The 26,575-nt window shown below is 68.6% G+C and carries 26 protein-coding genes, 1 tRNA gene, 1 pseudogene and 1 CRISPR repeat array; of the genes and pseudogenes, 13 read left to right on the top strand and 15 right to left on the bottom strand.

Annotation, left to right across the window (positions count from 1 at the left end):
• Positions 1 to 40: 40 nt before the first annotated feature.
• Positions 41 to 523, bottom strand: a complete 483-nt coding sequence (locus tag ABZ810_RS35530) for a hypothetical protein (protein ID WP_358410760.1) — start codon at positions 521 to 523, stop codon at positions 41 to 43.
• Positions 524 to 668: 145 nt separating this feature from the next.
• Between ABZ810_RS35530 and ABZ810_RS35525 the strand changes: the two genes are divergently transcribed.
• The 8 genes from ABZ810_RS35525 to ABZ810_RS35490 all read left to right on the top strand — a co-directional run bounded on the left by ABZ810_RS35525 (position 669) and on the right by ABZ810_RS35490 (position 9,585).
• A complete protein-coding gene (locus tag ABZ810_RS35525) occupies positions 669 to 962 on the top strand; it encodes a hypothetical protein (RefSeq protein ID WP_358410758.1) in 294 nt (97 codons plus the stop codon).
• Positions 959 to 1,951 carry a DUF2637 domain-containing protein gene (locus ABZ810_RS35520; protein ID WP_358410756.1) on the top strand — a complete coding sequence of 331 codons (993 nt, stop codon included), beginning with the start codon at positions 959 to 961 and terminating at the stop codon, positions 1,949 to 1,951. Before ABZ810_RS35525 ends, ABZ810_RS35520 begins: the two co-directional genes overlap by 4 nt.
• A gap of 68 nt (positions 1,952 to 2,019) precedes the next feature.
• On the top strand, positions 2,020 to 3,948 hold the full coding sequence (locus ABZ810_RS35515) for a toprim domain-containing protein (RefSeq protein WP_358410754.1): 1,929 nt from the start codon (positions 2,020 to 2,022) through the stop codon (positions 3,946 to 3,948).
• Positions 3,945 to 4,847, top strand: coding sequence for a hypothetical protein (locus ABZ810_RS35510; protein ID WP_358410752.1), 903 nt, complete (start codon positions 3,945 to 3,947; stop codon positions 4,845 to 4,847). The genes ABZ810_RS35515 and ABZ810_RS35510 overlap by 4 nt, the downstream gene beginning before the upstream one ends.
• A gap of 16 nt (positions 4,848 to 4,863) precedes the next feature.
• A complete protein-coding gene (locus ABZ810_RS35505) occupies positions 4,864 to 5,079 on the top strand; it encodes a superinfection immunity protein (RefSeq protein WP_358410750.1) in 216 nt (71 codons plus the stop codon).
• Between the two features lie 955 nt (positions 5,080 to 6,034).
• Complete coding sequence (locus ABZ810_RS35500) at positions 6,035 to 6,643, top strand: hypothetical protein (RefSeq protein ID WP_358410748.1); 609 nt, start codon at positions 6,035 to 6,037, stop codon at positions 6,641 to 6,643.
• Between the two features lie 524 nt (positions 6,644 to 7,167).
• Positions 7,168 to 7,887: a hypothetical protein gene (locus ABZ810_RS35495; RefSeq protein ID WP_358410747.1), complete on the top strand. Its 720-nt coding sequence runs from the start codon at positions 7,168 to 7,170 to the stop codon at positions 7,885 to 7,887.
• A 132-nt stretch (positions 7,888 to 8,019) separates the two neighbouring features.
• Complete coding sequence (locus ABZ810_RS35490; RefSeq protein WP_358410745.1) at positions 8,020 to 9,585, top strand: S1 family peptidase; 1,566 nt, start codon at positions 8,020 to 8,022, stop codon at positions 9,583 to 9,585.
• A gap of 136 nt (positions 9,586 to 9,721) precedes the next feature.
• Here ABZ810_RS35490 and ABZ810_RS35485 read toward each other — a convergent pair whose 3' ends face one another.
• From ABZ810_RS35485 to ABZ810_RS35475, 3 genes are all read right to left on the bottom strand, one after another.
• Positions 9,722 to 9,871 carry a hypothetical protein gene (locus ABZ810_RS35485; RefSeq protein ID WP_358410743.1) on the bottom strand — a complete coding sequence of 50 codons (150 nt, stop codon included), beginning with the start codon at positions 9,869 to 9,871 and terminating at the stop codon, positions 9,722 to 9,724.
• Positions 9,872 to 9,988: 117 nt separating this feature from the next.
• Positions 9,989 to 10,192 carry a DUF397 domain-containing protein gene (locus ABZ810_RS35480; RefSeq protein ID WP_358410741.1) on the bottom strand — a complete coding sequence of 68 codons (204 nt, stop codon included), beginning with the start codon at positions 10,190 to 10,192 and terminating at the stop codon, positions 9,989 to 9,991.
• Positions 10,185 to 11,087: a helix-turn-helix transcriptional regulator gene (locus ABZ810_RS35475; protein WP_358410739.1), complete on the bottom strand. Its 903-nt coding sequence runs from the start codon at positions 11,085 to 11,087 to the stop codon at positions 10,185 to 10,187. Before ABZ810_RS35475 ends, ABZ810_RS35480 begins: the two co-directional genes overlap by 8 nt.
• Positions 11,088 to 11,535: 448 nt before the next feature.
• Here ABZ810_RS35475 and ABZ810_RS35470 point away from each other — a divergent pair, with 448 nt between their 5' ends.
• The 3 genes from ABZ810_RS35470 (at position 11,536) to ABZ810_RS35460 (ending at position 13,544) form a co-directional block, all read left to right on the top strand.
• Positions 11,536 to 12,009 (top strand): hypothetical protein, encoded by a 474-nt coding sequence (locus ABZ810_RS35470; RefSeq protein ID WP_358410737.1) that lies wholly within the window; start codon positions 11,536 to 11,538, stop codon positions 12,007 to 12,009.
• On the top strand, positions 12,006 to 12,752 hold the full coding sequence (locus tag ABZ810_RS35465) for an ATP-binding protein (RefSeq protein WP_358410736.1): 747 nt from the start codon (positions 12,006 to 12,008) through the stop codon (positions 12,750 to 12,752). Before ABZ810_RS35470 ends, ABZ810_RS35465 begins: the two co-directional genes overlap by 4 nt.
• 165 nt (positions 12,753 to 12,917) lie before the next feature.
• Positions 12,918 to 13,544, top strand: coding sequence for a hypothetical protein (locus tag ABZ810_RS35460; protein WP_358410734.1), 627 nt, complete (start codon positions 12,918 to 12,920; stop codon positions 13,542 to 13,544).
• Positions 13,545 to 13,612: 68 nt separating this feature from the next.
• Here the strand turns inward: ABZ810_RS35460 and ABZ810_RS35455 are convergent, their stop codons facing one another.
• From ABZ810_RS35455 to ABZ810_RS35445, 3 genes are all read right to left on the bottom strand, one after another.
• Complete coding sequence (locus ABZ810_RS35455; protein WP_358410732.1) at positions 13,613 to 14,119, bottom strand: hypothetical protein; 507 nt, start codon at positions 14,117 to 14,119, stop codon at positions 13,613 to 13,615.
• A 202-nt stretch (positions 14,120 to 14,321) separates the two neighbouring features.
• Entirely contained in the window at positions 14,322 to 16,136 is a 1,815-nt protein-coding gene (locus ABZ810_RS35450; protein WP_358410731.1) for a hypothetical protein, read from the bottom strand.
• A 28-nt stretch (positions 16,137 to 16,164) separates the two neighbouring features.
• Positions 16,165 to 16,497: a hypothetical protein gene (locus ABZ810_RS35445; RefSeq protein ID WP_358410730.1), complete on the bottom strand. Its 333-nt coding sequence runs from the start codon at positions 16,495 to 16,497 to the stop codon at positions 16,165 to 16,167.
• Positions 16,498 to 16,949: 452 nt separating this feature from the next.
• On the opposite strand from ABZ810_RS35445, the pseudogene ABZ810_RS35440 reads away from it, so the two are divergent.
• A pseudogene (locus ABZ810_RS35440) lies at positions 16,950 to 17,850 on the top strand (IS5 family transposase).
• A gap of 14 nt (positions 17,851 to 17,864) precedes the next feature.
• Here the strand turns inward: ABZ810_RS35440 and ABZ810_RS35435 are convergent.
• From ABZ810_RS35435 to ABZ810_RS35400, 8 genes are all read right to left on the bottom strand, one after another.
• Positions 17,865 to 18,494, bottom strand: a complete 630-nt coding sequence (locus tag ABZ810_RS35435; RefSeq protein WP_184884609.1) for a class I SAM-dependent methyltransferase — start codon at positions 18,492 to 18,494, stop codon at positions 17,865 to 17,867.
• Positions 18,495 to 18,679: 185 nt separating this feature from the next.
• A CRISPR array of direct repeats spans positions 18,680 to 19,623; the repeat unit is 29 nt; unit sequence GTTCTCCCCGCGCGAGCGGGGGTGGTCCG.
• 432 nt (positions 19,624 to 20,055) lie between these two features.
• Positions 20,056 to 20,129: transfer RNA gene (locus ABZ810_RS35430), tRNA-Ala, on the bottom strand.
• Positions 20,130 to 20,182: 53 nt separating this feature from the next.
• Positions 20,183 to 20,758 (bottom strand): hypothetical protein, encoded by a 576-nt coding sequence (locus ABZ810_RS35425; RefSeq protein WP_358410729.1) that lies wholly within the window; start codon positions 20,756 to 20,758, stop codon positions 20,183 to 20,185.
• Between the two features lie 229 nt (positions 20,759 to 20,987).
• Positions 20,988 to 21,626, bottom strand: a complete 639-nt coding sequence (locus ABZ810_RS35420) for a GNAT family protein (RefSeq protein WP_358410727.1) — start codon at positions 21,624 to 21,626, stop codon at positions 20,988 to 20,990.
• Positions 21,627 to 21,758: 132 nt separating this feature from the next.
• Entirely contained in the window at positions 21,759 to 22,595 is an 837-nt protein-coding gene (locus tag ABZ810_RS35415) for a class II fructose-bisphosphate aldolase (protein ID WP_358410726.1), read from the bottom strand.
• 50 nt (positions 22,596 to 22,645) lie between these two features.
• Positions 22,646 to 23,560 carry a 1-phosphofructokinase family hexose kinase gene (locus tag ABZ810_RS35410; protein ID WP_358410725.1) on the bottom strand — a complete coding sequence of 305 codons (915 nt, stop codon included), beginning with the start codon at positions 23,558 to 23,560 and terminating at the stop codon, positions 22,646 to 22,648.
• Positions 23,557 to 24,687 carry an N-acetylglucosamine-6-phosphate deacetylase gene (gene nagA, locus ABZ810_RS35405; protein ID WP_358410724.1) on the bottom strand — a complete coding sequence of 377 codons (1,131 nt, stop codon included), beginning with the start codon at positions 24,685 to 24,687 and terminating at the stop codon, positions 23,557 to 23,559. Before nagA ends, ABZ810_RS35410 begins: the two co-directional genes overlap by 4 nt.
• Positions 24,688 to 24,694: 7 nt before the next feature.
• On the bottom strand, positions 24,695 to 25,588 hold the full coding sequence (locus ABZ810_RS35400; RefSeq protein ID WP_358410723.1) for an SIS domain-containing protein: 894 nt from the start codon (positions 25,586 to 25,588) through the stop codon (positions 24,695 to 24,697).
• Positions 25,589 to 25,766: 178 nt separating this feature from the next.
• On the opposite strand from ABZ810_RS35400, the gene ABZ810_RS35395 reads away from it, so the two are divergent.
• Entirely contained in the window at positions 25,767 to 26,552 is a 786-nt protein-coding gene (locus ABZ810_RS35395) for a DeoR/GlpR family DNA-binding transcription regulator (protein WP_358410721.1), read from the top strand.
• Positions 26,553 to 26,575: the final 23 nt, after the last annotated feature.

The raw sequence follows: 26,575 nt of genomic DNA, 5'->3' as shown, positions 1-26,575 counted from the left end.
CCCCCAGCCCGCTTCCGGATGTCGATTCTGGTAGCTGGCTCTACCGTTGGTCTCTGTTCGGCCTGTCGCGTCGGCGGCGGTGGTCGGCGGCGGCTACGGAGAGGATCATTTCGTCGATGATCCAGCGGGTGTCTGGGGAAAGCTCGACGAGGGCGCGGAGGACGTCGGATCGGACGGTGCCGGTGTCGAGCTCGCGGCGGAGGGCTTTGAAGGTGAGGTCGTCGTCGACCTGGTCGGCCTCGGACTCGAAGCCGAAGTAGCCGATCGGGACACCGAAGAAGTGCGCTAGGGCCGTCAGGGTCTTGAGCTGCGGGTTGTCCTGGCGGCCGGTGCGCAACTTCCAGACGGTGGTGGACGAGATGTCCTCACCGGTCTTCGCCGCGATCGCGGCAGCCGTCTCCACGTTGTTCCTGGGTGGCGAGGCGTCTGCCGGCCACATGTTCTGGATCAGCCATTCGAGCTTCTGGGCGAGAGTCGTGGACGGGCTGAGCACCGTCTCCTCGTTCGGACCTTGCTGCGCCACGACCCCTCCGAGTCATTGATTATGAGTGACGGACACGCCGTTGGTTGTTTTTGATTGACTCATGCTTGCGGGTGATGCATCGTCGTTCCCAAGGACTTTAGTTGATGGCCTGCGAGGCCGTCGGCTGACAACACCGGGGGACGCGATGAAAACTCTGGCAGCGCCAGGCCGCGAAGAGGTCGAAAAGCGTCAGGTCAGGCTGCTTCGGCTGCATCACGAGCTGAAGCGGCTCGGGGTGACGGTGCGGGTGCGCAAGCCGCACAACGGCCGGTGGCAGCTCAGGGTCCGTCGCGCCGGGTGGACGGAAACGGTCCTGTGCGCGGGCGCCGAGGGTGACTACGCCTACGTCAGCGTGCACGGGCGTCTGCTCGGGCCAGTGGACGACGTGCGTTACGTCGCCCGGCTCCTGGTCTGGATGATCGAGAGGAGAGAACGGTGAGCACCCTGCACGAGCTGCCCGCGACCGACGTGGACGTGGAGGCTTCATTCTTAGCGATGGAGGCGGAATCGACGCCCGATCTTCCGGGGCGTCCGGCGCTCGTCGTCAAGGTCGTCGGAATCGTCGTAACGCCGATGATCGCGGCCCTGGCGGTGTTGGGCGGGATCGGCTCGTTCACCACGGTTGAGAAGATGGCCGAGCCCTACTTCGGGTCGCTGGCCTGGATCGTCCCCGTGGGCATGGACGTCGGCATCCTCGTCCTGCTGATGTGGGACCTCCTGATGGAGTACCTCAACCTCCCGTGGCCTGTCTTGCGGTGGGTCGCCTGGGCGTACGTCGCCGGCACGGTGCTCGTGAACGTCATCGCCGCGCACGGTGAGCTCGCGGGCAGCGTCATGCACGCCGCGATGCCGGTCCTGTTCGTCACGGTGATCGAAGGTGTCCGGCACCTGATTCGGCGATGGATCGGGCTATCGACGGGACGCCGTGTGGAGCGGGTGCCGGTGGCCCGGTGGATGCTCGCCCCGGTGTCGAGCTTCCTGCTGTGGCGCCGCATGGTCCTCTGGCACATTACGTCGTACCGGCAAGGTCTCCACCTGGAGTACCGCCATCTGTTGGCCGTCTCCTGCCTGCGCGAAGAACACGGTCGCTGGACCTGGCGCTGGAAAGCTCCACTGTCCGAACGAATGGCTCTGCGTCGGCTACCCGGCGGCGTGGTCGAGGAGGCTGTCAGCGAGACTTTCACGCCCAATCACGAGATCGCTCCCTCGTACGCCGAGGAGGCCGAGACCACGGCCTGCTGTGGTGACGCCGAGCTAATGGACGCAGCCTGGCAGATCCACCAAGAGGCCGATGGGCAGGAGCGCCGTCTCAGCCGGGACGAGCTGGGCTGGCGGCTGCGCGAGCTCGGGTTCACGGTCTCCAACGAACGGCTCACCGAGGTCATCTCCGCGATTCGCGGTGACACCGCTGCGAAGGGCGAGGCGTAATGGCATCGCCAACTCGGGCCCGCGTCGGACGCAAGCCAGACCAACGGGAGCGCCAATGGCAGCTCGGCGTGCTGGGCGCCCTCGCGGACGATCAAATCGCTCAGCTGCATGGTGAGGTGTTGCCGTGGCCGTGGCTCCTCGACCAGCTGCACCGGCACGGACGATTCGGCTTCGAGAACTGCCTGCTGATCGGTGCCCAACGGGATTCGGCCACCGATGTCCGGTCGTACGACGAATGGAGAGCCGAGGGACGCCAAGTCGTCCGCGGTGAGACCGGCATCAGGATCGTCTCCTCGCGGGGGAACCCTCGGTCGGTCTTCGATGTGGAGCAGACGGCTGGGCCTTCGTACGAGCAGCGGGCGAGCAGGGTTGTCCCTGGCGCGGCGGTGAGCCGGCTCGGTCAGGTGGCGAGCGAGCTCGGACTGTACGCGGATCGGGGCAGTACGTGGGCCTACGGCGGGCGGGAAGACCGCCGAATCCTCGTCCCCCGCGGACTCGATGATCTAGCTGCCGCAGTCTTCATCGCGCACCAGCTGAGCCATATCCTCCAGCGCGGCGATCGCATGGACGACGGCGTCGATCAGTCAGCATGCGTCGGTGTACGGCGGGTGCGGGCAGATTCCGTGTCCTATCTGGTCTTGGCCCACCTGGGGCTCGACGCGTCGCCGATGGTCTTCCCCGCCGTGAAGAGCTGGGCGGGTGATGATCCTCGGTCACGACCTTCCGCGAACATCCGCGCGGTCGGTGAACAGATCCGCCGCGTGGCCACCCGGATTCGTCGCGAACTCGAGGCCGCTCCGCATGCTGAGGCGGCGCCCGGTCTCCACCGGGATTCCTCGCAACAGGCCGCCGCAGTTTCCGTTGATCCGGATGCCGATACCAACCGCCTTCTCGCCATGCAGGAGGAGGCCCATGCGTTCTTTCGCGGCCAGCTGGGGGTCAGCTGGGGCTCGCAGTACTTGGCAGACCGCGGGTTCAGCACGGAAGTTCAGGAGCAGTGGCAGCTCGGCTTCGCTCCTGGCGGCCGAGCAGCACTGACCGATCACCTCCGGGATCTCGGCCGGGACGACGAGCTGATCGTCGCGGCCGGCTTGGCACGGCGCGGCCGAGACGGACTGCTGTACGACACCTTCCGTGACCGCGTCATCGTGCCCATCAAGAACGCCGCCGGCGCCGTCGTGGGCTTCACCGGTCGGCGGCAAGACCAGGGCAAGGGACCGAAGTATCTCAACAGCCGCGACTCTCGGATCTTCCACAAGAAGGAGCTTCTCCTGGGGCTGGCCGAGGGCAGGACGATGCTTTCCCGAGGCGCGCGGCCGATCGTCGTCGAAGGGCCCTTCGACCTGCTGGCCGTCGCCACATCAGCACCGGAAGGCCTGGTCCCGGTCGCGCCCTGCGGCACAGCCTTCGGGCCGGCCCAACTCAACGCGCTTCGGGCTGTGGTCGACGTCGACAAGCTCGGATTGGTGCTTGCTCTCGATGCTGACCCCGCGGGACGTTCCGGCGTACTCCGTACGTGGCGGACAGTCTCGCAGGTTGAAGGGCCGGTCGACGTCGCCGTTCTTCCAAAAGGCACCGACCCGGCCGACCTCATGCACTACGAAGGGTGCATGACCGTACGCGAGGCGCTACGAGATGTGGTTCCTCTCGCGGATCTGGTCGTCGACGTGTGTATCGAGCGATTCGGGGGGACGTTCGAGTTCGCGGAGCAGAGGCTGGCGGCGGTTCGTGCCGCCGCCAGCCTCATCAGCGAGATGCCGCCCGCGAAGATCGCGCGACAGGTCTCCCGCGTCTCTGCCCGAACGGGGCTCCCGCCCGCCCAGGTCACGTCGGCCGTCGCCTCCGCTGTCAGCCCGGAGCCTCCGCCGAGCGACCGCGCAGCTCCCGTTGTTCCACCGCAACTCCCCCAAGTTCCCGAGCTAAGCGTGAACGAGCCGCAGATCAGGGATGGCCGACGACCGAGCCCATCCTCACGCGGCGCGGGGAGGCACCCATGAGCGGCGAACCCGTCCCGGATCCCATCACAGAGGGTCTGGCGTATGGAGGGCAGCGACTCGCGCAGTGGATGACGCTGGCGGTCGCCGTTCAGCAAGGCCGTGCGAGGCGTGCTGCCCGCCTGCGAGCGGCTGAGGAGGCACGCGACGTGGCCGAGGCTAGGGCTGTCCGGGCGGCACACGAAGCCGAGCTGAACGAAGCGCGTTCTCGATGGGCACCGGCCCATGACAAAGCCTGGCTGCGAGACGCCGACCTCCTTCGTGTGGCGCAGGTCTGGGGGGCGGCCGTGCCCTTCGCAGACGACCACCGGTCGGCCGCCTCGGCGGTCCGCAAGGCCGAAGAACGGCTGCGGGACCTACATCCACATGCGATGAGCCACTACGACCGGTTCCGCGAGGAAGGCTTGGGGCCGTTGGCCGCGATGCGGGAGGCCATTCCGTTCTTCGACCGAGACCCTCACGTGCGGACCGGCGGCGCAGGGCCTGTGCGTCCCTCGCTGCTGCGGGGAACGGGCGCCACGTGGGCCATGAACTTTCACGGCCCGGATCGAGGCGAATGGGAAGCTGCCGGCCAGCAACTGCGTGCCGCCACACTCATCCGCGACGTACGGGAGCGATATCGCCGCCAAGGGCGCGAGGTAAGCGCCGGCGAGCTCCACACGATCCTCGAGATCACGACCAATCTGCCGGACGACATCATCGCCGAGGCGATTCAGCGAGCCGGCCTGGCTCTAGCGACCACTCAGCCCGGCGCCCCGGCAGCCGAACTGGCCAAGGCGGACTTCCCTTTCTCTGTGGAACACGCCTTGGCCTCTGCATCGCACAAGGCACCAACAGCACGCCCTCCCCAGAAAAAGTCTCCTGCGCAGTCAACCGACCGCAACCGGCGACGTAGCCGTTGACCCCGAAGGAAGCCCATTGATCGAGCAGATCTCGTCCAGCCCGTTCTTCTGGCTCGCGCTCGTTGCGTTCGTGGCGTTCATCGCCGTCCTGCCGACGCTCATCGCACTCGCCCGGGGAGCTGACGAAATCATGCTCATCGTCCTGGTCAACGTCCTGGGGTGCGCCGTCGTGTTCGGCTGGTTCATCGCGATGTACATGGCCATCAGGTGGCCTCGTCGCGGGCAGCGGTGAGCACACCGAGTATCGGCACCATCACGGATCCCTAACCTTCGTCCCGGGTGGCTGTGTCGAAGAACCGTTCAGCAGCGCGCACTGATTGAGTTTCGGATCTATGCGCAGGTCATCATCGGGGGAGGTGGCTCACGTGGCGGGGAAGCTTGTTCGCCGATCCGAGAGTCGACAAAGGCCGAGCCGGGCGAGAACAGCGAATTCGGGGCGAATCAGCGCGGCCACAGTTCTCGGACTCTCGCTCGTCTTCTCCGGCAGCATGCCGTGGCCGAACGCAGAGGCATCCCGGCGCGCCGACTGCGTGCAACTGAAGGGTGCCGCAGACGCGCTCTTTGATCAGAAGACCCTTTGTCGCGATCTCAAGGAGCAGACGACCAAGAGCCTGCAGCCTCCTGCCGAACACCCTGATCGCGCCGTCCGCTCTCAGCCTGAGAAGCCGGAGAGTACGCAACCGCGCGTAGCCGCCAAGCCCGAGGCGCAGGCTCAGAGAAGGAAGTCACGTCGCCCTGCTCGCGAGCCGAGACGGCCACCGCTCCGAAGCGATCAACCGCAGTCCCAGCGCGGCACCTCACATGACGTTCCTCTGACGCGACCCGAAGCCCCCGACGTTGCGTTCTCCCCGTCTCAGCCGTCAGGCCGCCCGTCCCCGATCGGCACTCCGACGTCGGCGCAGAGGGCGGCGCCCACAATCTCACCAAGACCATCCGCCGGAATCCAGGTCGGGTCTGAGATCCCACGAGGCACGCTCCCCACGCTGATCGTCATCCTTCTGCTGCTCGCCCTCTTCGTGATCCAGCAGGTGTTCTGGCCGCTAACGGCCCCAGGCATCAGAGACCGGCCTCGAGAGCGCCTCCGAATTCGCCGCGGATCTGGCTCACGCGGCGAACGTGACCCCACCGCCGCCCCGGCGGCAGCCGCGCAGACTCCTGCGCCAACAGATCTCTCCAAAGCGTCCCCCGTGCCGCTCGCTCAAGCCGGCGACCTCGCGTGGAAGCTTGCCCAAGCCAGCGGCATGGGGGTCATCGGCACGGGCGCCAACGCGTTCATGCGTACCGCCCTGGTCGAGACCTTGGTCCAGAGCACAGGCTCTCTACGTGTGCTCATCACGCGCAACGAGCTGAACCGCATTTTCGAAGGCGACCTTGACGAGTCCCTCCAGGAAGACCTTGTGCCACAACTCCAGGTCTACGAACTCCTCGAGGAAGTGATCGAACACCTCGAAGCCGAACTCGATCTCGCCGCATTCCTGGGAGAAGCGGAGCGCGCCAACCCTGACCTGGCATCTCGAGCATCGGGCGAGAGGCCGGCCACGCTCTGGATCTGCACCCCTGGCCAGGACCACGACGTGGTCTACCCCCTTGTCGTGAGGGGCCCGGACCACCGGCTGACTGCCGTCATGTTCGGCGACTGGCCGCACGGCTCCACGTTCACCCTGGAGAGCGACGGCTCCGCCGTTCAGCTGACCAGGCCAGACGGGATGACACTCACGATCGAGACTCGGACCGCAGCCGAAGCAATCGCCGCGCTGCGCACCTACGCGGCCACGACGAAGGGAAACAGATCCTGACCTTCCACCGGCACCTCTTGATCATCACCCACTCGACACTCCTCGCAGGCGGCCTCGCCATGGCTGGCCATCATCCGAGCCGATCGGTACCTGTGGCGTATGAGTCCGCGACGGCCTGCGGGCACCTCGGAGCGACCGCAAGCCGGTACGTCGATTCTGAGAAGTTCTGCCGCGGCCTCCGTGACGAGATCAGGCGCAGCCTCAAGTCCGGTACAGACCCAGATTGGGAGCGGGCCCTCCACCGTGCGGTGCGCGAACCGATGCGGACCACCAGCCAGAGCCCGACCCGTCTCCGCAAGCCGCGCGCCTCCACACAGGCTCGAAGGAGTGCTCCTCGGGAATCTCTCGGATCCGCGCAAGGGTCTCGGGAACGACGAAGCCCGAGGCAGATGCCCACAGTCGTTCATCAGCACAAGGCGCCGCCGACTCCCTCGAGTGCGGCCTCAGAGCTGCGTCCCTCCCAAAGGGCAGCGCTCACGCGACCGACAACGCCAGTGCCACTGCGGGTGGCGCGAACTCCGGACGTGTCAGAGCCGGCGGCACAGCCGAACCACGGATTCCAAGTCCCGGTGTGGCCAGCAGGAGCGCTCGTCCTTCTCCTGGGTGTCGGCGTCTACGTGAGCCGCCGACGCCTGTCCCCTGCGGCGGCCGTCCTGCGCGTAAGGTCCCCCTCTGAGCCCAGCGATGTAAACGAACCCGCCCTCCCCGATCCGCGAGCGGAGCCTGAGACCTTCGCGAACGGTCCACAGTGGAATCCGTTCACCTTCGCTGACATCGCCATCGTGGGTGCGGGTGCCGAGGGTGCCGCACGCTACCTGGTCCTGCAGACTCTGACGGACGGCCGCTTTGGCGCACGAGAAGTGATGGTCACCCGCTCTGAAGCCTGGCGTCTCTTCGGCCTGGACGCCGGCGACCTGGCTGAGGAACGGATTCCGGGCCTCACCATCATCGAGGACTTCACTCAGATCCAGACGTACCTCTGCCTCCCCCACGACTCATCGCGCCTGGTCATCACGCGTGAAGCCGCTGCGCGGATCAACGCCAAGTCCTTCCGGCAGCAGGGCACTGCAACAGTCATCCACCTCACCGGGTCGGCCGACGCCCGTATCGAGGTCCTCGCGGATGGCGCGGCCCTCAAAACTCCCGTGTTCGAGGCCGGTCTACCCGACCGCCTTGAGCTCCTCTCAATCGAGGAGGCGTTCGCCGAGCTAATGAGATTGCCCAAAGTCGACCGTCGCATGTGAGTCCCCAAGACCACCCACGCCGCTGGGCCACAGATGGCATAACGGCCTCTCGCCGCACGGGCCGTTCATCCGCCCGACTTCGGTCAGCGAATACCAGCTTGTAGAGATGTCGGCTGGATTCCGAGGTGTCTCATGCGAACAACCCTGGCCCGTTCATCCCCTGCCGCCCTGCTCCTGACGTTGACCCTGCTGCTGGCCGCGCTGGCCGCTGTCGGCACGTCGGCCACAGCGTCGGCCCAGGAACCGATCCCCCAACCGAGCCCACCGCCGGGCGCCGTGCTGCTGACCCCCACCCCCGGTATCGGGGAGAACGCGGCGCGCCGCTCGCCGAAGATGCTGGAGGCCATCCAGCGCGACATGCGCCTGACCCGCGCCGGGGCCATCACCCGGCTCGGACGCCAGCACGCCGCCGACGCCGTCGAAGCACGCGCCCGGCGCGCCGCCGGCCGGCACTTCGCCGGGTCCTGGCTCACCCCCGACGGCTCGGCCCTCATGGTCGCCCTCACCGACCAGCGCGCCGCGCCCGCCGTACGCGCCGCAGGCGCCAACCCCACCCAGGTCACCCACCGCCGCGGCGAACTGGAGGCAGCCCGGCAAAAGCTGCGCGCCCGCGCCGACAAACTGCCCGGCACCGCCGTGCACGGCTGGCACGTCGACCCCGAACGCAACCGCCTCGTCGTCACGGCCGCATCCGGCTCCGAACGTGCCGCCGCCCAGTGGGTCACCGCCGCCGGCGTACCCCCAGGCCTGGTCGCCTACGACAAAAGCCAGGGACCATCGATGCTGACCGCCGACCTGCTCGGCGGCGACCGTTTCATCAACCGCTTCCGGAACCCCGCCGGGCTCTGCACCGTCGGCTTCGGCGCCGAACGGCTCCCCGGCGCCAGGGGCTTCATCACCGCAGGACACTGCACCAACCGCGGCGACCTCCTCGACCTCGGCACCGGAGTCGGAACGACCGTCAGCTCCACCTTCCCCACCACCCGGGCACCAGACCAGGCCTACGTCGAAGTCGACGCCGGCACCCAGCCGCTGCCCAGCATCCGCAGCAACGCCGGCACCATCCCCGTACAGGGATCACAGGCCGCCCTGAGAGGCACCCTGCTGTGCTCCTTCGGCGACATCAGCAAATACCGCTGCGGCAACCTGACCACCATCGGCCGCGACGCACCCTCGTTCTTCAGCGACCGCCCGAACGTGCAGGTCACGATCCTCGGAGTCAACGACGCCGCCTTCTGCAGCAGCGGCGGCGACTCCGGCGGCCCGGTCATCAACCCCATGAACGGCCAGGCACAAGGCGTCATCTCCAGCACCACCTGCAACTCCCCACCCCGCTTCACCAGCGCCTACCAGCCCATCAACAAGGCCATGCTCGACCTCCGCGTCAAACTCCTGCTCGCCGGCTCACCCCCCGCACCCCCACCCCCGGTCATCACCGCGTTCTTCTGCTACGCCGACGAACTGTACGGCTACCCCTTCAACTGCGACCTCTACTGGGAGGGCGGCACCGACCCCGACGAAGTCCAGGTCAGCTCCAACGGCTCACAGGCCGGACGCTACAACGACTACGACCAGAACTACGTCTCCGTCTCCGGCAGATGCGACCCCTACCAGGACACCTACGTCTCGGTCTCGGTCTTCGACGCCGACGGCCGCCGCGTCGACGCCACCCAGAACGGCTTCTGCCCACGCAACTGACCCAGGCAAAACCAGGCGAAACCGCCTGCCCGTGAAGCCACCCGTCGCGAACCGCATCTCCTACGGTTCGCGACGGGTTGCTTTCAGGAGTGCTCGAGACACCCGGCACACGACAAGTGACCGGGGGTCCGTGGCGTCAGGATTCCCTGGTGAAGGTCATGTCCATCCAATGCCGCCAGGTCGCCCCGCCGTCGTCGGTGCGCTCCCACGTCGCGGTCATGGTGTCGCCGCCGACCACCAGCGTGGCGCGCTCGGCGTCGCCGGCGAACGTCCAGACGCCGCGCACGCGGAGCGGGCGACGACGTCTCAGCGGTCTGTCACCACGTAACACCTGCTGAGCAGGGAGCGGCCAGGCCTGATCACCTGGCTCCGTTCTCACCTGCAGGGCGACGCGTAGCTACAGTCAGAGGTCGTAGTCGCCGCGGGCGATGCGCCGAGCGGCGCGAGCCCATGCTGCAGGGGCAAACGCGAGGTGGGGGCCCAGGGGGTCTTTGGAGTCACGGACTCCGACGAGGCCAGGGACGTGAGCAACTTCTACGCATCCCTGCCCGCCGTCGCTGTGGACGCTCTTACGCCAGACCGCGCGGGAGAGATCCCGTTCAGACATTCCCTTTTCCTTCGTACTCCTCTGCGAACCGGGCGAGTGACGCCAAGGTGTCGTCCGGCCCCATCGCTTCGGCTCGCAGTTGATCGAACGCCATCCCGTACATGTGTACCTGGGAGTCGTCCTCCACGTACAGGGCGCTCGTCATCGCCTCGATGTAGACCACGTCGGGGACGTGCAGCTCGGGAAGTTCGAGGATGGAGAAGGTCCCGACGGCGGAGGCGGAGTGGGCGCCGGTGTCGAACGGCAGCAGCTGAAGCATCACGTTCGGCTCCTCGGCCAGCTCGATCAGGCGCCGGAGCTGGGCCGCCATGACCGCCGGGCCTCCCACGGCCCTGCGCAGACAGCTCTCGTCGATGACGGACCAGAACCTCAGCGGCGTCTCCCGCCGTTTGAAAGCCGCGTCCTGCCGCGTGAGCCGGACCTCGACTCTCCTGTCGACCTCTGTCGGCGGAGAGAACTGCATGAGCGCCGAACGGATGATCTCCCGCGCGTACTCCTCGGTCTGCAGCAGACCGTGGAGGACGGTCGCGCTGTAACACCGGAGAGACTCGGCCTCGGACTCCAGCTCGATGTAGGCGGAGTAATCCGTCGGCAGCTGGCCGGCGTACGCATCCCACCAGCCACGCTGCTTGGCAGTGCGAGCCAAGGTCGAGAGGCGTGTCCGGCGGGAATCCGGGACGCTGTACAACTCCAGCAGCAGGGTGAGATCGGCGGCTTTCACTCCGCTGCGAGCTGTCTCGACCCGGCTGAGCTTCGCCTTGCTCCACCCGAGACGTTCGCTCGCTTCGTCCAGGTTGAGGCCGGTCAGCTCTCGAAGATGCCGGAGCTCCGCGGCCAGGCGACGCTGCCGGATCGTCGGAGAACGATCTGCCACCACAACCTCCTTGATCTGCATGCTGCACACATGGTGACGCAACGTGCAGACAGCTGAACGGAGAACGACGTTACACGGCAGCATGACCCCCTCTTGCAATGTTGCAGTTTGGATTGCATCGAGCACGCTTGAGTAGGACACTTCGTATCGGAAGAAACACTTGGAGTGATCGACCGAACTGCGGTGGGACCTGCTCCCGCGCGATGGCTTCAGCCATCAAGACCCGGGAGGCCACTCGTTTGAGAGGCCGACTGGAAGCGCCCACTCCGCCGCCGCGTTCGCCGCCGCCGAGAGGCGGCCGCACAGCTCCATAGGTGAGGCGGTCTCGGACCGATGAGGACACATCGATCCGAGACCTTGATCGGACGCAGGAGGTCCGACCCATGCACGATCGTACGGAGCCACCGCCCCCGGCACCGACACGCACGCCCCCGGTTCGCCATCGCCCCTCGGCAGCGAGGGGACGACGATGACCAGCACAGCATGCTCGGCGCTGCCAGCTGCAACTCCGTGGGACGCCGCCGAACAGGATCCAGACCTGGCCCTGCGAGCGCTGCGCCGGCTCTTTCCTCGCGTCCAGTTCTGGTTCGGCGAGTACACCGGCCGCTACTGGGCCATGGCCGTCGACCGGCGAGGCCAGCATCTTCTGGCGGAAGCAACCTCGCCGGAGCACCTGCGTCGGTTGGTCGAGTTCCTCGGATACCGCCCCCCGCTGTCACGGCCGCTCCAGGCTGCCGCAAGTACTCGCCCGCCAGCCGGCAGCCCATCCAGCCAAGCCCTGGCCTCCCCACCGGTCGCCACAATCAAGGCCCGTCACGCCCGCCCCCGCCGCCACCTGCGCCGGCGGCTGCTGGGCTTCTTCCTCCACCAGAGCACCGACGTCGTGACGAACGACGACCGCCCCCTCCCCTCGTACGGAGCCCACGCAAGGAGCAAGCGATGAAGATCGGCAAGCCGACCGACCTTCTCTCGGGCGGCGCGTGCGCGTTCGAACTCCCCACCACCGGCCTCTGCGCTCGGGCGGCCCGCACTCTGCTGACTGACACGATGCGCGCCTTCAACCTTCCCGGCGCACTCGTCGAAGACGCCGTCGTCGCAGTCTCAGAAATCGCGACCAACGCGCACCGGCATGCTCGCGCCGCCCAAGCCGCAGACTCCGTCTGCGCTCCCGAGCTCTGGATCTGGACGAGGTCTGCCCCCTCCCCGCAGATGGTGGTCTCGGTCTACGACGCTGACCGTTCCACCACTCCTGTCGCCTCCTGCGCAGATCTGCTCGAAGAGCATGGCAAGGGCCTGACCATCGTCGCCGCGCTCTCAAGCGACCAAGGGTGGCACCGGAGCCGTTCACGACTGCGGGCTGCACCCGCACCAGGGAAGTGCGCATGGTTCGCCCTGGCCCTGCCTGCGAACTGGCCGAGCGTCCTCCACCCGGTGCGACCGACAGACGCCGCCGATCGCCTCCGGGCCGCCCTCGATGTCCGCGGCACGAACGCAGCACGCCTCCTGGAGGCGGCCGGGATGACCATCGTCGCCGACGAGATCAGCGTGCAGGTCACACCTTGCGGCTTCACCTGGAAGAACGGCGACGGCGAACTCGTTCGCCGTCCGCTCTCAGATCTCGAGGACACCGCCGAGCGGCTCATCAGCCAGATCGAGTCGGCGAATGAGGTCCGTCCAGGTCCGTGAGGCGATTCCGCGTCTCTTCACACCAGATCCGCCCTGCCTACCGAGGCCAAAAGGGGAGAACTCGGCATGTAGGGCCGCGGCATGTAGGGCCGCGGCCCTGGGGACACGGACGCCTCAGGTCCAAGCGTCCGTGTCCCCAGGGCTCATCCACCACAAGGAGCAGTCATGCGCACCGCTGCAGAGGTCCACGCCCGAACCAAGGCGACGCTCGAAGCAGTCATGTCCACCGCCCACCGCGCCGATGGCCAGGCCATCCAACGTGCGCTGGAGGACCTCGGCGCACGCGGCCTCCTCGACGCCCCCACTCAAGCGTTCCTTCGCCAGGCACACGCCATCACGCTCACCACCGCCTCCGCGCTGGCGGCCGTCCTGGACGTCCATGATGGCCGTTCGCATCCGCGGGTCCTGATCGGCTGCAACAGCTGCGCCTCTCACGCGAGCCAACCGTGCAGAACGATCGGCCGGGTCGCCGACGTCTTCGCCCTCCACCGCATGCGGCTCCTGCCCTTGATTGACGCGGGAGAAGCGTGGAACCGAGGCCAGTCAGCGCTTCGACTCAACGACCCGGAACGGCCGTTGCTCCTCGCGGTCGAGGAGTTCAGTGAGGGCTTCGTCATCCGCCCGGTCGACCATGCGTTGCCGCCTCCTCCCCCGGTGCCGACGCTGGCCACCGAACGAGTGCTGATCGTCGACAAGCGGACCGGCGAGATCACCGACTGGCCCCTGATGCCCCTCACCTCGATGTCGGTCCAGTACCGCCGCTTCAAGGACGGCCGCCCCATGATCGTGTGAAGCGATCATTCGGTCAGCCACATTCCGTTCTTCAACGACTGGACTTTTCTATCACGAGGCTTTCGTTTTCAGCACGGGTCGATGTACCATACCGGGCGCCAATTAACAGGCACGATCTTGTTCCACGGCGCAATGGGACCACCGATCTGAGAACCGTCCTTTCTCTCTAGGACGACCCATGCGTCCCAGGTCTGATTGTTGACGACAGCACCGGCATCTATGAAGTCGGACAGAGCGCGCTGGGGGCAATAGTAGAGCTCATACACGGTGTGACGGCCGTCGCCTTCACCAGCGGCGATGCACAGGTACCCGTTGGGGCAGTTGTTGAGGGCCGCGCTTCGTTGTGCCCCAGTCAGGTTCGACCTCTTCTTTTCTTTGTCGGCGTAGAACGGGGTTAGCGACGGATACCAGGCCATCGCTCCGACGCCAGGCCTGCTGGACTGCCGCTCACCCTTCACCTCCGTCGCCCACGCGGCCGGGACCTCAATCGAGGACGCCGCGACCAGGGCACTGAAGGAAGCCAGGAAGATCGGGACCCACTTCCGCGAAACACGCAACACGCTCATCGTCATCATTTACCCTTCCCCGGCCTCTTTGGCATTTCTCAAGAAGTCTGCATGCCACTGTCATGGTTTTCTTGCGACTCCGTGCACAGTATTTTTCGCCCGAGTGCACTGACGCGTTCTAGCGCGGCGAGAGGTTGCCAGTGGGTCAGCGGCAATGCTGGTTAGCGCTGCGGCTCGTGATGTCGAGGGCTCGAAACGGTAATCAACCGGACTAAGGAGTACGAGCGTTCGTCTTGCGCCCCAGAGGCCGCAGAGAGCCGGAGGCATGATGATCATGCAGCACGGGCGCCTCAGAGGGCTCCCATGGTGCAGGGAACCCTGACAAGGCGATATCCAGAGCACTCGGAGAGCGTTCCAGCTCCCCCGGCCAAGCGGGCGCGCCCATGGCCTGCCCTGCCGCCAGCCGCAAGTGCTCGCCGGCCTGCCTCGATGCCGCTGCTTGGGCGCGCCGCCGCTGCCCATCGTGGAGTTGGGCGATCGCCTCAATAAGGGTGATCAGATTTTGGATCAGGCGCAGTGGGGAGACGGCCGTTCCGTCGCCAGTCAAGCCTGCGATTGTCAGTAGCCGCGCCGCAGTGCGGAGGCTCTCCCCGGCGGGAGTCACCGTGGGGATGCGGCCGTACGGCACTCGTGCCGCACGGTCGTAAGCATCAGCCGCTCGGCGCAGATGTGGGTTCCTGGTCATCTGGGAGGTGACGTTGAGGGCATCGGCGGCGGCCCGGCAGGCGTCTCTCGCACCATGGGGATCCACCGCGGCGTACCGGCGAACGTGAGATGTGGCGTACGCGGCAGCTCGTGCCGCATCGTCATAAAGGGCCTGCCGCTCGGTCGTGGTGAGGTCCGCGGTTCCGGCGTCCCGGTACGACGAGCCTGCCCGCCATCGCTGCTCAAGCCGAGGCCAGGCAAGGCTGTCACCGAGTCGGCTCGCGCTGTACCAAGCAACCTTTCCGTCATCCCCTTGCACGGTAAGGGCGACGGAGTATCCGGTGATCGCGCCAGGGTCGCGCCGGCTGAACCTGCAGCGCACCTGGACGCCGGCGTCGTCCAGGGCCTCGAAGAACTCCTCTGCCGTCCGGACCCGGTCCGCGACCTCGTCCACGATCGTCCGCAGATAGGCACGTCTGGAGAGCTCGGACAGGTGCCGTCCGGAAACCGGCTGGTAGCCGGCGGACGGCCGTCCCGCGTTCAGACGATCAGGCTCCCACCGGCTGCGCAACTTCGGCAGCGTCAGGTCCGCCGCGAGTTTGCCGCCGCCGTACCAGACGACCTGTCCGCCCTTCGTCTGGTCGCCTGGAAGCCCGACCGCATACCCCGTGACCTCGTCCGCCACCCGGATGCTGAACCGCCTGCGGACCAGGACCCCCTCAGCTCCCAAGCGCTCGAAGAACTCGTCCTCACTCCGCGCTCCAGCCGCTGCCACCTGGACCAGCCGCCGCAGCGTCACCCGAGGCGGTTCGGGCAACCCCCGCCGGTTCGCCTTCTCGTTCTCCCCGCGCTTGGGCCGCCGCGCCGCCGTCCGGTCCGCCGGAGCCGTCCGCCGCAGCCCAAAACGCCGCTCCACCGCCAGACAGGCATCACGAACACGGCGCCCGTCGTTCCATACCTCCGGACGAACCCCGTCCATACGAGCCAACGTCGCGACCAGATGAATGTGATCGTCCGCGTGCCGGACCGCCACCCACCGGACCGCGTCTTCATCCCCGGCCGGCGCCAGACCGGTCCGGGCCATGACCTCACGCGCGACCGCAGCCCACTGCCCGTCCTCCAAGATCGGATCCTCAGGCGCCGCCCGGACGGCCACATGCCAGACCGGCTTGCGGTAGTTACGGTCGCCGAGCAAGGCCAGCGGCTGCTTCAACAACCCCTCCAGCCGCCGGAGACCCGACCCTCCCCCAAGCTCAAGCTCGGCCGGCGAACAGAACCCCGCAACCAGGCGAGCATCCACATGCTCGTTACTCCTACCGGGCCCGAACAGGTACCGGAGAAGACCCTCGACACGTTCACCGCGCATGACCTTGGCGATCACCAAAGCCGCCCCTACCTCGACATTGCGGTCACGGCAGCTGCCGCCTCACCTGCTCAGCGGCATCGTCGATCCGCCCGACGGCCCGTGCGGCGGCCTGCGCGTACCAACGCAACTCGGGAGCCTCCTCACCCGAATGCGATGCCGCGACCGACTGGTTGAGATTGACGCCGATGCGACGCGCCTGCCCGGACGCCTGCATCAACGCACCAAGCGCCTCCCGCAGCAGCCCGCACTCCGGCCGCTCCCTCCCAGCAGCCCTCGCCAGAGCCGCCTGCGCCGCGAAAGCCCCGTTCGCCAGGTGCTCGCTCTCAGCCGCCGCCGAGATGACCTCATACTCCTCATCCGACAACCAGAACCGCACCGACCGGCTCCGCCGCGGACTGTGATGCGCCCGGCGATTCCGCCGCCTCACCGAGTTCGACGTGTCCGTGCTCCCCACCCCCGCCACAGATCGCGCCCGATCTCACCTCACCCCGGTGGCCGCGCCCGGCCACCCCGAAAGGGCACCTTTTCCATTTCTTGCTCCGCGCCACCAGGCCAGAGACGTCCAGCCTGATGTCACAGCAACCCGCCACCCTCGATGGGATTACATGAAGCTGTTTACGCTCCATTCTCGCTCCACGGTCGCCTCAACAGGGGCATCCATGAGTGCTTGGGCGTGGCGTGCGGTCGACCCTCACCAGCCACCTCTCCTTCCCTGCCGATCACCTGACGCCCTCACCTCGCCGGACAAGTCCGAGGCACCGCACTAGGGCGTGTCCCGTGATCTTTGATGGCGGTTTGTTGTAGATGATCCGTGTGGATGAGGAGCGTCTGAAGCGTCATGACCTGACGGACGAGGAGTGGGCGCGGCTGGCGCCGCTGCTCCCTATGCAGAACGTGCACGGGGCTAGGTGGAGCGATCATCGGATGGTGATCAACGGGGTGTTCTTCCGGACCCGGGCGAGCTGCGCCTGGCGGGACCTGCCGCCGTGTTACGGCAGGTGGAAGACGGTCTACAACCGGCATCGCCGGTGGTCGCTGGACGGGACGTGGGAGCGGATCCTCGACGGGCTGCGCGCCGGGTGCGACGAAGCCGAGGGCGAGGACTGGACGGTCAGCGCCGACTCCACGATCGTGCGGGCGCACCAGCACGCGGCCGGGGCGCGGCACGCCCCGGCCGTCGACATCACCCAAAAGGGGCCAGTAAAGATCACGAGCGGGTGACGAACGGCGGTCGCGAAGCGCTTGGCCGGTCCCGGGTGGTCTGACCACGAAGATTCACCTGGTCGCCGATCGGCGGTGCCGTCCGATCGCCCGGCTCACCTCGCCCGGACAGCACGCCGACTGCCCGAAGTTCATCGCGCTGATGGAGTCCATCCGCATCCCGCGCCGCGGCGTTGGCCGTCCTCGCAAGAAGCCGGCACGCGCCTTGGCTGACAAGGCGTATTCCTCCCGCGCCAACCGTCGCTACCTGCGGCGACGCGGTATCAAGGCCGTTATCCCGGTCAAGAAAGACCAGGCCGCCCATCGCGCCGGCCGCGGCTCTAAGGGCGGACGGCCGCCGGTCTTCGACCGTGACGCCTACAAAGAACGCAACACCGTCGAACGCTGCGTCAACAAGCTCCGCCAGCACCGCGCCGTCGCCACCCGCTACGACAAGAGAGAACGCATCTACCAGGGCACCATCGACGTCGCCTCGATCCGCATCTGGCTCCGCCACCCCGCCAAATGATCAAGGGGCAGTCCCTAGTGGAGGCGTGCCAGCAAGTGGGCGTCGAGGAAGCCCCGTTCGGAGGCCGGATCGTGGAGCAGCCTGGCGAACGTGACAAGCCCGACCCCGGCCAGCAACTCGGCGAGCCGGTCCACCGGCCAGCTATAGGCGGGCGTCACCTTGTGGTCGAAGCGGACCGGCTCCGGTCCGTCGGTCGCGAAGAACGAGACCAGGAGCAGGCCCCCTGGGGCCAGGACACGTACCTGCTCGGCGAGGAGCGCGGGCATTTCCCCAGGCGGGGTGTGGATCATCGAGTAGTGAGCCAGCACGCCGCCGAGAGCGCCGTCCTCGACCGGCAAGGCCTCCATCCGCGCCTCATCAAACCGCAGCGCCGGATGGGCCCTCCGGGCGTGTTCGACCATGCCCGGGGAGAGGTCGAGCCCGAAGGCGTCCAGCTCCAGATCGTGCAGCATGGCCGTCAGATGTCCTGGCCCGCACCCGACGTCGGCTACCCGCGGCTTCCCGATCCCGCGCACCAACTCAGCGAAGGTGCCGATCATGTTCCGCGAGAACGGCTGATCCTCCAACCGATCGGCGAACATCGACGCATACAGCTCGACGACCCCGTCATAGGCCGCTCTGGTCTCGCCCTGGTGCTCCGTCACGGGAAGGGAAGCTAACACCCGCGCACCTCCGCACCTTCTCCGGGCCCTATGCCGACCCCGCCCCTGGAGCCTGACCGTCCCAACACATGATCACGGGACAGGCCCTAGCCTGGGAAACGTGCGACCTCCGATGTACGCGAAATCTCAAAACGGTAACGCCCCCGGATAGCCGCAGGTCGCGAAGCGTTCTCCCCGCGCGAGCGGGGGTGGTCCGCGGTTCTCAGCCCACGGAGGCAGCCCGGTCATGTTCTCCCCGCGCGAGCGGGGGTGGTCCGCGGCCTGGACGATAAACCAGCGGTTGAGCGTCGTTCTCCCCGCGCGAGCGGGGGTGGTCCGCTGTCCGATCGTCCATACCAAGCGTGACGATTGTTCTCCCCGCGCGAGCGGGGGTGGTCCGCGACGTCATGCTCGAGATCGTCGCCGCGCGGAGTTCTCCCCGCGCGAGCGGGGGTGGTCCGTCTGCGAGCGCCGCCAGCACTTCCAGCCCCTCGTTCTCCCCGCGCGAGCGGGGGTGGTCCGCTGGTGGAGGGGGTGCTGGCGCATCCGGGCTGGTTCTCCCCGCGCGAGCGGGGGTGGTCCGGCGGTGATGTCGGGCCTCAAGAAGCTCATGGGGTTCTCCCCACGCGAGCGGGGGTGGTCCTCCCGCATCGCCCGGCTCATCTCCCGCGGAGTCGTTCTCCCCGCGCGAGCGGGGGTGGTCCGTTTGGGGAGTTCGGTCAGACGGACGTGACGGGGTTCTCCCCGCGCGAGCGGGGGTGGTCCGCGGACGTCGTTTGTCCTGATGAACGAGACTCAGTTCTCCCCGCGCGAGCGGGGGTGGTCCGCCGGTGGAGGTGACGCTTCCGTGGGGCGCGTGGTTCTCCCCGCGCGAGCGGGGGTGGTCCTTAACCGTGACCATGACCCGTCCGCACACGTACGTTCTCCCCGCGCGAGCGGGGGTGGTCCGGTCGATCATGTGTAAGGAATGCGGAGGAGAACGTTCTCCCCGCGCAAGCGTGGGTGGTCCGCAGCGCGCCATAGACCGCCGGGCTGTTGGCGGGTTCTCCCCGCGCGAGCGGGGGTGGTCCGGCCGCGCTCGACAGCGCCTTGGCCCTCTCCCCGTTCTCCCCGCCAAAGCAGGAGTGGTTCGATGCCATCAAGCCGCGTTGCCGTGTGGAGCCGACGCTCTCTGCGCGAGCGGGGTGGTCTGGTGGCTGTGACGGCCTCCGGGTGGGGCTGGCGTCTTCCGGAGTCTTTGCCCGATGGACCACGTCGTGCCGGGTGGTGGTGGGGTGTCCGGGGTGATAGATGGGTGATAAAAGATCTTGAGCCTTGATCGACTGTGTCGTGATCCGGGCTCTGAGCTGGGGGTTCTTTGGAGTGAGTGACGGGAATCGAACCCGCGCTACCAGCACTGGCCGAAGAGCGACGGCTCTGCAGTCGGTTGCCGCTCTTCGGGAGTCAGCGATGGGTGGCGGATGGTGTCATCTGGTGCCGGGGAATCCTGATGACAACTTGATGACAAACGATCAAGGCCTGATCGGAATGATCTCCGATCAGGCCTCTGACCTGGTGTCTTCGGTGGAGCTGAGGGGATTTGAACCCCTGACCCCCTCGATGCGAACGAGGTGCGCTACCGGACTGCGCTACAGCCCCGAGGACTCCGCAAGGTTAGCAAACATTGGGGGTGCTTCGCGCATTGGAGGGGGTCAGCCGCCGACGACGCGGCGGTCGTCGGCGTACTGGTCGAAGACCTCCTCTTCGAGGTGGGGCGCGAGCTCGATGACTTCGGCGTCCTCGGCGGCCTCCGCGGCGGCGCGGCGGGCCTCGGCGCGGGCGGTGGCGGCCTCGGCGCGGCGGCGGGCGCGGTCCTCGGCTTCGGCGCGGTGCTGGGCGGCGTCCATGCGGACGGCGACCCGGAGCAGGCTGAGGTGGCCCGCGAGGAGGAGGACGGGCGGGAGGGAGACCCACCAGGGCGCGAGCCCGGTGGCGATCACGATCACCGAGGTGAGGGCGAGGAGGAGCAGGCCCGTCGTGCGGCGGCGGCGCCGGGCGATGACGGCGGCGCGGCCGGGGCGGCGGCGGGGCTCGGGAGCGGGGTCCTCGTCGAGGGTCTCCTGCTCCTCGTCGGGGAGCGTCGGCTCCTCGAGGGTGAGCTCCTGGGTCTCGTCGTTCTTCTTGTGCCGGAAGAATCCGTTGGCCTCGGTGTCGCGCCGGAGCCACATGGGTACGAGAACGACGGCCCAGACGGCGACGATGGCCAGGTAGAGAACGGTGCTGCTCACAGGCCCACCGCCAGGGCACGCTGAAGAGGCGGGCCGACTTTCGGCGCGCACACGTGCATTGGGAGCAGGGCCACGTCCCGCACGGTACGAGTCGCTGTTAGAGGTTGACGAGCATAAGGGGCGGTGTGTCGCGAGATCGATCTCGCGGTTACTCTCTGTTTGCCAACTCTTCGCGATCGCAGGATTCTTACCGCCCGGGCACACTCGAAAGTCAGCGCGGGCCCAAGTGTCACGGCGACGAGGACGAACGCGGAAATGCCTGTTTGGTGCTCGCCAGCCAGCGGGAGCGGAGACCACCGGGTACGTCCTCGACCGTGAGGGCGTAGCAGATGTGGTCTCGCCACGCGCCGTCGATGTGAAGATGGCGCCGTCGAATTCCCTCTTCCCGGAATCCCAGTTTTTCGACCACCCGGCGGCTGGCGCTGTTCTCCGGACGAATATTTGCCTCGACGCGGTGGAGTCCGACCGTGAAGAAACAGTGATCTACGGCGAGCGCGACGGCGGTGGGGATGACCCCGCGTCCGGCGACCTGGCGATCTACCCAGTAGCCGATCTGGGCGGAACGGGCCGAACCCCAGACGATCGCGCCGATGGTCAGCTGACCGGCGAAATGGCCCTCGTGGGTGACGACCCAGGGCAGCGCGAGGCCCTGGCGCGCTTCGCGGCGCATGGTGTGGACCATGCTGAGGTACGGGCCGAGGCCGCTGCGGAACAGCGGGGTCTCGGGGTTGGTCGGCTCCCAGGGACGCAGCCACTCGGCGTTGCGCACCCGGAGCTCCCGCCAGACGGCGGCGTCCCTGTGACGCAGCGGGCGCAGCCCGACCGGGCCCTCGGTCAACGTGACCGGCCATCCGCGCAGTCGTTCCACGGCTCCATGATTCCCTGGTGAAGTGTTCGGACGCCATCAATTGTCGCCGACAACCTGGTCAGAGTGCAGGTCCGGTCCCTGTTGACACCTATCTGAAACCCACCGTGGGCCAGGAGACGCGGGAAAACCGCGTCACACGGCGCGAAGAACGGCCAGAAGCCGGGTGATTTCGGTCGTGATCGCGGCCCGGCCCGGGGCGAGGTACGTGCGGGGATCGACGAGGGCCGGGTCGGCGTCGAGGGCGCGCCGTACCTCGGCGGTCAGCACCTTGTTGAGCTGCGTGGCGATGTTGATCTTCGTCATGCCGCGTTCGACGGCGGCGGTGAGGGTGGCGTCGGGGACGCCGGACGAGCCGTGCAGGACGAGCGGGACGGGCACGGCGGACGCGAGGAGCGAGACCAGGTCGAGGTCCAGGACGGCGTCCCGGGTGAGCATCGCGTGGGAGCTGCCGACGGCGACGGCCAGGGCGTCGATCCCGGTGGCGGCGACGTAGGCCGCGGCCTCGTCCGGCCTGGTGCGGGCGCCGGGGGCGTGCACGCCGTCCTTGCCGCCGACCTCTCCCAGCTCGGCCTCCACCCAGACGCCGCGCTGATGGCACCAGCCGGCGATCTCGGCGGTGGCGGCCACGTTCTCCTCGTACGGGAGCGTGGACGCGTCGTACATCACCGAGCCGACGCCGGTCTCCACCGCCTCCCGTACGAGATCGGCCGAGGTCGCGTGGTCCAGGTGGACGGCGACCGGGACGCCGGCGGCGCGGGCGAGCGCGAGCGAGGCGGCGATGATCGGGGCCGCGGCGCCGTGGTAGCGCACCGCGTTCTCGCTGATCTGCAGGATGACCGGCGCCCCGGCGGCCTCGGCCCCGGCCACGATCCCGGACGCGTGCTCGAGCTGGATGACGTTGAACGCGGCCGCACCACGCCGCGCCGCCGCGGCCGGGCCGACGATCTCACCTGCGGAAACGAGGGGCATGGATCTTCCTTGGGGGGAGGCCGCGCCTGCGGGCCGTGGGGCGGTCCGGTTCAGGTCAGGCGGTGGACGGCGATCTCGGGGAGGAGGCGGGTGTAGAGGGCGGGGTCGAAGTCGCCGGCGACCGGGGCTCGTACGGCGGCGGCCGACAGGGCCACGGCGTGGCGCAGGAGGTCGGGCCAGGGGGTGCCGGACGCCAGTGAACGGGCGGCTGCGGCGACGGCGGCGTCGCCGGCCCCGGTGGGGTTGCCGGCGACGGGTGAGGGCGGTACGGCGCGCCAGGAGCCGTCGGGGGTGACCGCGATCATGCCGTCCGGGCCCATCGAGACCAGGACGGCTCGGGCGCCCGCGGTACGGAGGGCTTCGGCGCCGTGGACGGCCGAGGGGATGCCGGTGGCCCGGGTGAGCTCTTCGGCGTTGGGCTTGACCAGGGCGGGCGCTCCCCCGACGCCGCGGGCGAGGGCGTTCCCGTCGGCGTCCAGGATCACCGGTACGCCGGAGGGGACGCAGGCGGTCAGGGTCGCGTAGGCGTCGGGTGCCAGGCCGGGCGGGAGGCTGCCGGAGAGCGTGACGACCCCGGCGGAGCCCGCCAGGGAGCGGAAGTGGCCGAGGAAGGCCTGCCACTCGTCCGGCGTCACGTGCGGCCCCGGCTCGTTGAGGACGGTCGCGGCGCCGGTCGACGTCTCGACCACCGTGAGCGTGCGGCGGGACGCGCCCGCCACCGGGGCGAAGTCGTGGCGCAGCCCGGAACGGTCCAGGTCGGCGCGGACGAGGTCGCCGGTGGCGCCGCCGAGGAGTCCGGTCGCGAGGACCGGCGAGCCGAGGGCGGCGGCGACGCGGGCGACGTTGACGCCCTTGCCGCCCGCCCGCTGGACCACGGTGCCCACGCGGTTGGATCCGCCCCACTCCACGCTGGACGTCTCGTACGTGACGTCCAGCGCCGCGTTGAGGGTCACCGTGAGGATCACGTCCAGCGACCGCCCTTCATGACCCTGGAGACTCCGAGGTCGTCGTCCAGGACGACCAGGTCGGCGTCCTTGCCCACGTCCAGCGAGCCGACACGGTCGGCCACGCCGAGGGCTCGGGCCGGGACGAGCGAGGCGGAACGGGCGGCCTGCTCGATCGGCAGGCCGACGACGGTGACGGCGCGGCGGAAGCCGTCGGCCATCGTGATGGTGCTGCCCGCGATGGACGTGCCGCCCGCGAGCAGGGCCCGGCCGTCCTTCACCTCGACCCGCATGACGCCGAGCGTGTAGGTGCCGTCGCCCATGCCGGTGGCGGCCATGGCGTCGGTGATGAGGGCGACGCGGCCGGCGCCGGCCGCGTTGTAGGCGAGGCGGGCGACCTCGGCGTCGACGTGCACGCCGTCGTTGATCAGCTCGACGGTCACGCGCGGGTCGTTCAGCGCGGCGACGATCGGGCCGCCCTCGCGGTGGTGCAGCGGCCGCATCGCGTTGAAGAGGTGGGTGGCGACGCTCGCTCCGGCGTCGAACGCGGCTTGGACCTGTGCGGCCGTGCCGTCGGTGTGGCCGACCGCGGCGATGACGCCGGCGTCCGCGGCGGCCCGGACGAGGTCGAGGCCGCCGGGCAGCTCGGGGGCCAGCGTGATCATCCGGACGTGGCCGCCGCCCGCCTTGACGAGCCGCCCGAACTCGGCGAGGTCGGGCTCGCGCAACAGCGAGGGCTCGTGGGCGCCGCACCGGGAGGCCGCGATGTAGGGGCCTTCAAGGTGAACGCCCGCGATGAGCCCTTCCTGCGCCGCCTCCGCCAGGCCGGACACCGCGTTCAGGAGTTCGTCCGGACCGCCGGTGACGAGCCCTGCCGTCAGGGTCGTGGTGCCGTGCGCCCGGTGGAACTCCACGATCCGCCGGGTGTCCTCGGGGCGTCCGCTCTGGTACGAGAAGCCCGCGCCGCCGTGCAGGTGCATGTCGACGAACCCGGGAATCACGTACCGCCCCTCCAGATCCACCACTTCCGGGGCGGCGGCGGCAGGGCTCCCCGGAGCGAGGGCGGTGATGCGGCCGTTCTCGATGTGCAGCGAGCCGTGCTGGACGGCGTCGGGCAGGACGAGGCGGGCGTTGGCGAGGACGGTCATGGCAGGTTCACACCTCGGCGTCGAGGATGACCGACCGGGTCAGGTTGCGCGGGGTGTCGGGGTCGAGCCCGCGGCGCCGGGCGATCTCCACGGCGAGCCGCTGAACGCGGACCAGGTCGGCCAGCGGGTCCAGGTCGGTCACGATCATAGTTCCGCCGACCCCGGTGACCTGGGCCGCCAGCCCGGCCGGGGGCTCGCCGAACGTCCAGACGATCCGGCCGGGACCGGTGATGCTGATGGGGCCGTGCCGGTATTCCATGGCCGGGTAGGACTCGGTCCAGGCTCCGGCGGCCTCGCGCATCTTGAGCGCGGCCTCGTGGGCGAGCCCGACCGTCCAGCCGGTGCCGAGGAACGTGAACTGCGCGGCCTCCACCGTTCCGGCGGGCAGCGGCTCGGCGAGCGCGCGTTCGGCGTCCGTGATCGCCTTGGCCGCGTCCTCGCCGAGGCTCGCGCGCAGCAGGGTCAGCTGGGTGGTGGCGAAGCGGGTCTGGACGACCGAACGTTCGTCGGCGTAGTCGAGGACGGCGACCTCGTCGGCGGCGGTCATGACGGGGGTGTCCGGATCGGCGGTGATCGCGACCGTCGGGATCCGGCCGCGCGCGCCGGCGAGCGCCTCGAGCACCTCGGTGGTCGTGCCCGACCGGGTCAGGGCGAGCATCCGGTCGTACGGGCGTCCGGCCGGGATCTCGGAGGCGGCGAACGCGTCGGTCTCCCCCTGCCCCGCCGCCTCGCGCAGCGCCGCGTACGACTGCGCGACGAACCACGACGTGCCGCAGCCGACGACCGCGACCCGCTCGCCCGGCCGCGGCAGCACCGCGGTGAGCCGGGGGTCGGCCACGGCGGCGCGGCGCCAGCACTCCGGCTGGCTGGCGATCTCGTCCTCGGTGTAAGCGTCCGGCACGTTCGCCCCTCCTCGCGCCACCCGGCTCAGAGTGCAGCCAGATGATTGATATTGCTTGATTTATAGCAATATCATGCAGAAAAGAACAGGGGCGCGCACGGATAGACTCTGAGCAGACCTGTGGCGCGTGCACCGTCATGCACATGGATGCGCGAACGTTGCACGAAGGGAGCGCCTTGTGACCCGTCATGAGCGCTGGAACGCACTCCTCGAACTGCTCGCCGAGGCCGGCCAGCTGACCGTCGAGGAGACCGCGTCCCGCATGGGCGTCTCGGCCGCCACCATCCGCCGCGACTTCGACCAGCTCGCGCAGCAGCAGATGCTGACCCGCACGCGCGGCGGCGCGGTGGTCCAGAGCGTCAGCTACGACCTGCCGCTGCGCTACAAGAGCGCCCGCCACGCCCCGGAGAAGCAGCGCATCGCGGCGGCGACGGCGGAGCTGGTCAAGCCCGGCTCGGTCATCGGCCTGAACGGCGGCACCACGACGTCCGAGGTCGCCCGGGCCCTCGCCACCCGCGCCGACCTGCACGCCGACGGCACCGCGCCCGGCGTCACGATCGTGACGAACGCGCTCAACATCGGCAACGAGCTCGCCGTCCGCCCGCACGTCAAGATCGTCCTCACCGGGGGCGTGCCGCGGCCGCAGTCGTACGAGCTGACCGGCCCGCTGGCCACCGGGATCTTCGACCACGTGACGCTGGACGTGGCCATCCTCGGCGTGTACGGCATCGCCGTCGACCACGGCGCCACCTGCCACAACGAGGGCGAGGCCGACATCAACCGGATCATGGCCGAACGCGCCGAGCGCATCGTGATCGTCGCCGACGGTTCCAAGGTCGGCCGCCGCGCGTTCGCCAAGATCTGCGATACCGCCAGGATCGACGTCCTGGTCACCGACAGCACCGTCCCCCAGCCCGCCGTCGACGCGTTCACCGAGGCCGGCATCGAGGTCATCCGCACCTGACCTCGCCCGCCCAGCGCCGTGGC

The sequence above is a fragment of the Spirillospora sp. NPDC047279 genome (assembly GCF_040643285.1).
Classification (GTDB): Bacteria; Actinomycetota; Actinomycetes; order Streptosporangiales; family Streptosporangiaceae; genus Spirillospora.
Note: the sequence above shows the minus strand (reverse complement) of the source record. Positions and strands in the feature narration are given on the sequence as shown.

Coding starts and splice junctions, on each gene's coding strand:
- ABZ810_RS35510 (WP_358410752.1), top strand. CDS start 3,945: ATGAGCGGCGAACCCGTCCCGGATCCCATCACAGAGGGTCTGGCGTAT.
- ABZ810_RS35415 (WP_358410726.1), bottom strand. CDS start 22,595: ATGCCCCTCGTTTCCGCAGGTGAGATCGTCGGCCCGGCCGCGGCGGCG.
- nagA (WP_358410724.1), bottom strand. CDS start 24,687: ATGACCGTCCTCGCCAACGCCCGCCTCGTCCTGCCCGACGCCGTCCAG.
- ABZ810_RS35455 (WP_358410732.1), bottom strand. CDS start 14,119: ATGATGACGATGAGCGTGTTGCGTGTTTCGCGGAAGTGGGTCCCGATC.
- ABZ810_RS35480 (WP_358410741.1), bottom strand. CDS start 10,192: ATGTCTGAACGGGATCTCTCCCGCGCGGTCTGGCGTAAGAGCGTCCAC.
- ABZ810_RS35475 (WP_358410739.1), bottom strand. CDS start 11,087: ATGCAGATCAAGGAGGTTGTGGTGGCAGATCGTTCTCCGACGATCCGG.
- ABZ810_RS35470 (WP_358410737.1), top strand. CDS start 11,536: ATGACCAGCACAGCATGCTCGGCGCTGCCAGCTGCAACTCCGTGGGAC.
- ABZ810_RS35525 (WP_358410758.1), top strand. CDS start 669: ATGAAAACTCTGGCAGCGCCAGGCCGCGAAGAGGTCGAAAAGCGTCAG.
- ABZ810_RS35465 (WP_358410736.1), top strand. CDS start 12,006: ATGAAGATCGGCAAGCCGACCGACCTTCTCTCGGGCGGCGCGTGCGCG.
- ABZ810_RS35460 (WP_358410734.1), top strand. CDS start 12,918: ATGCGCACCGCTGCAGAGGTCCACGCCCGAACCAAGGCGACGCTCGAA.
- ABZ810_RS35490 (WP_358410745.1), top strand. CDS start 8,020: ATGCGAACAACCCTGGCCCGTTCATCCCCTGCCGCCCTGCTCCTGACG.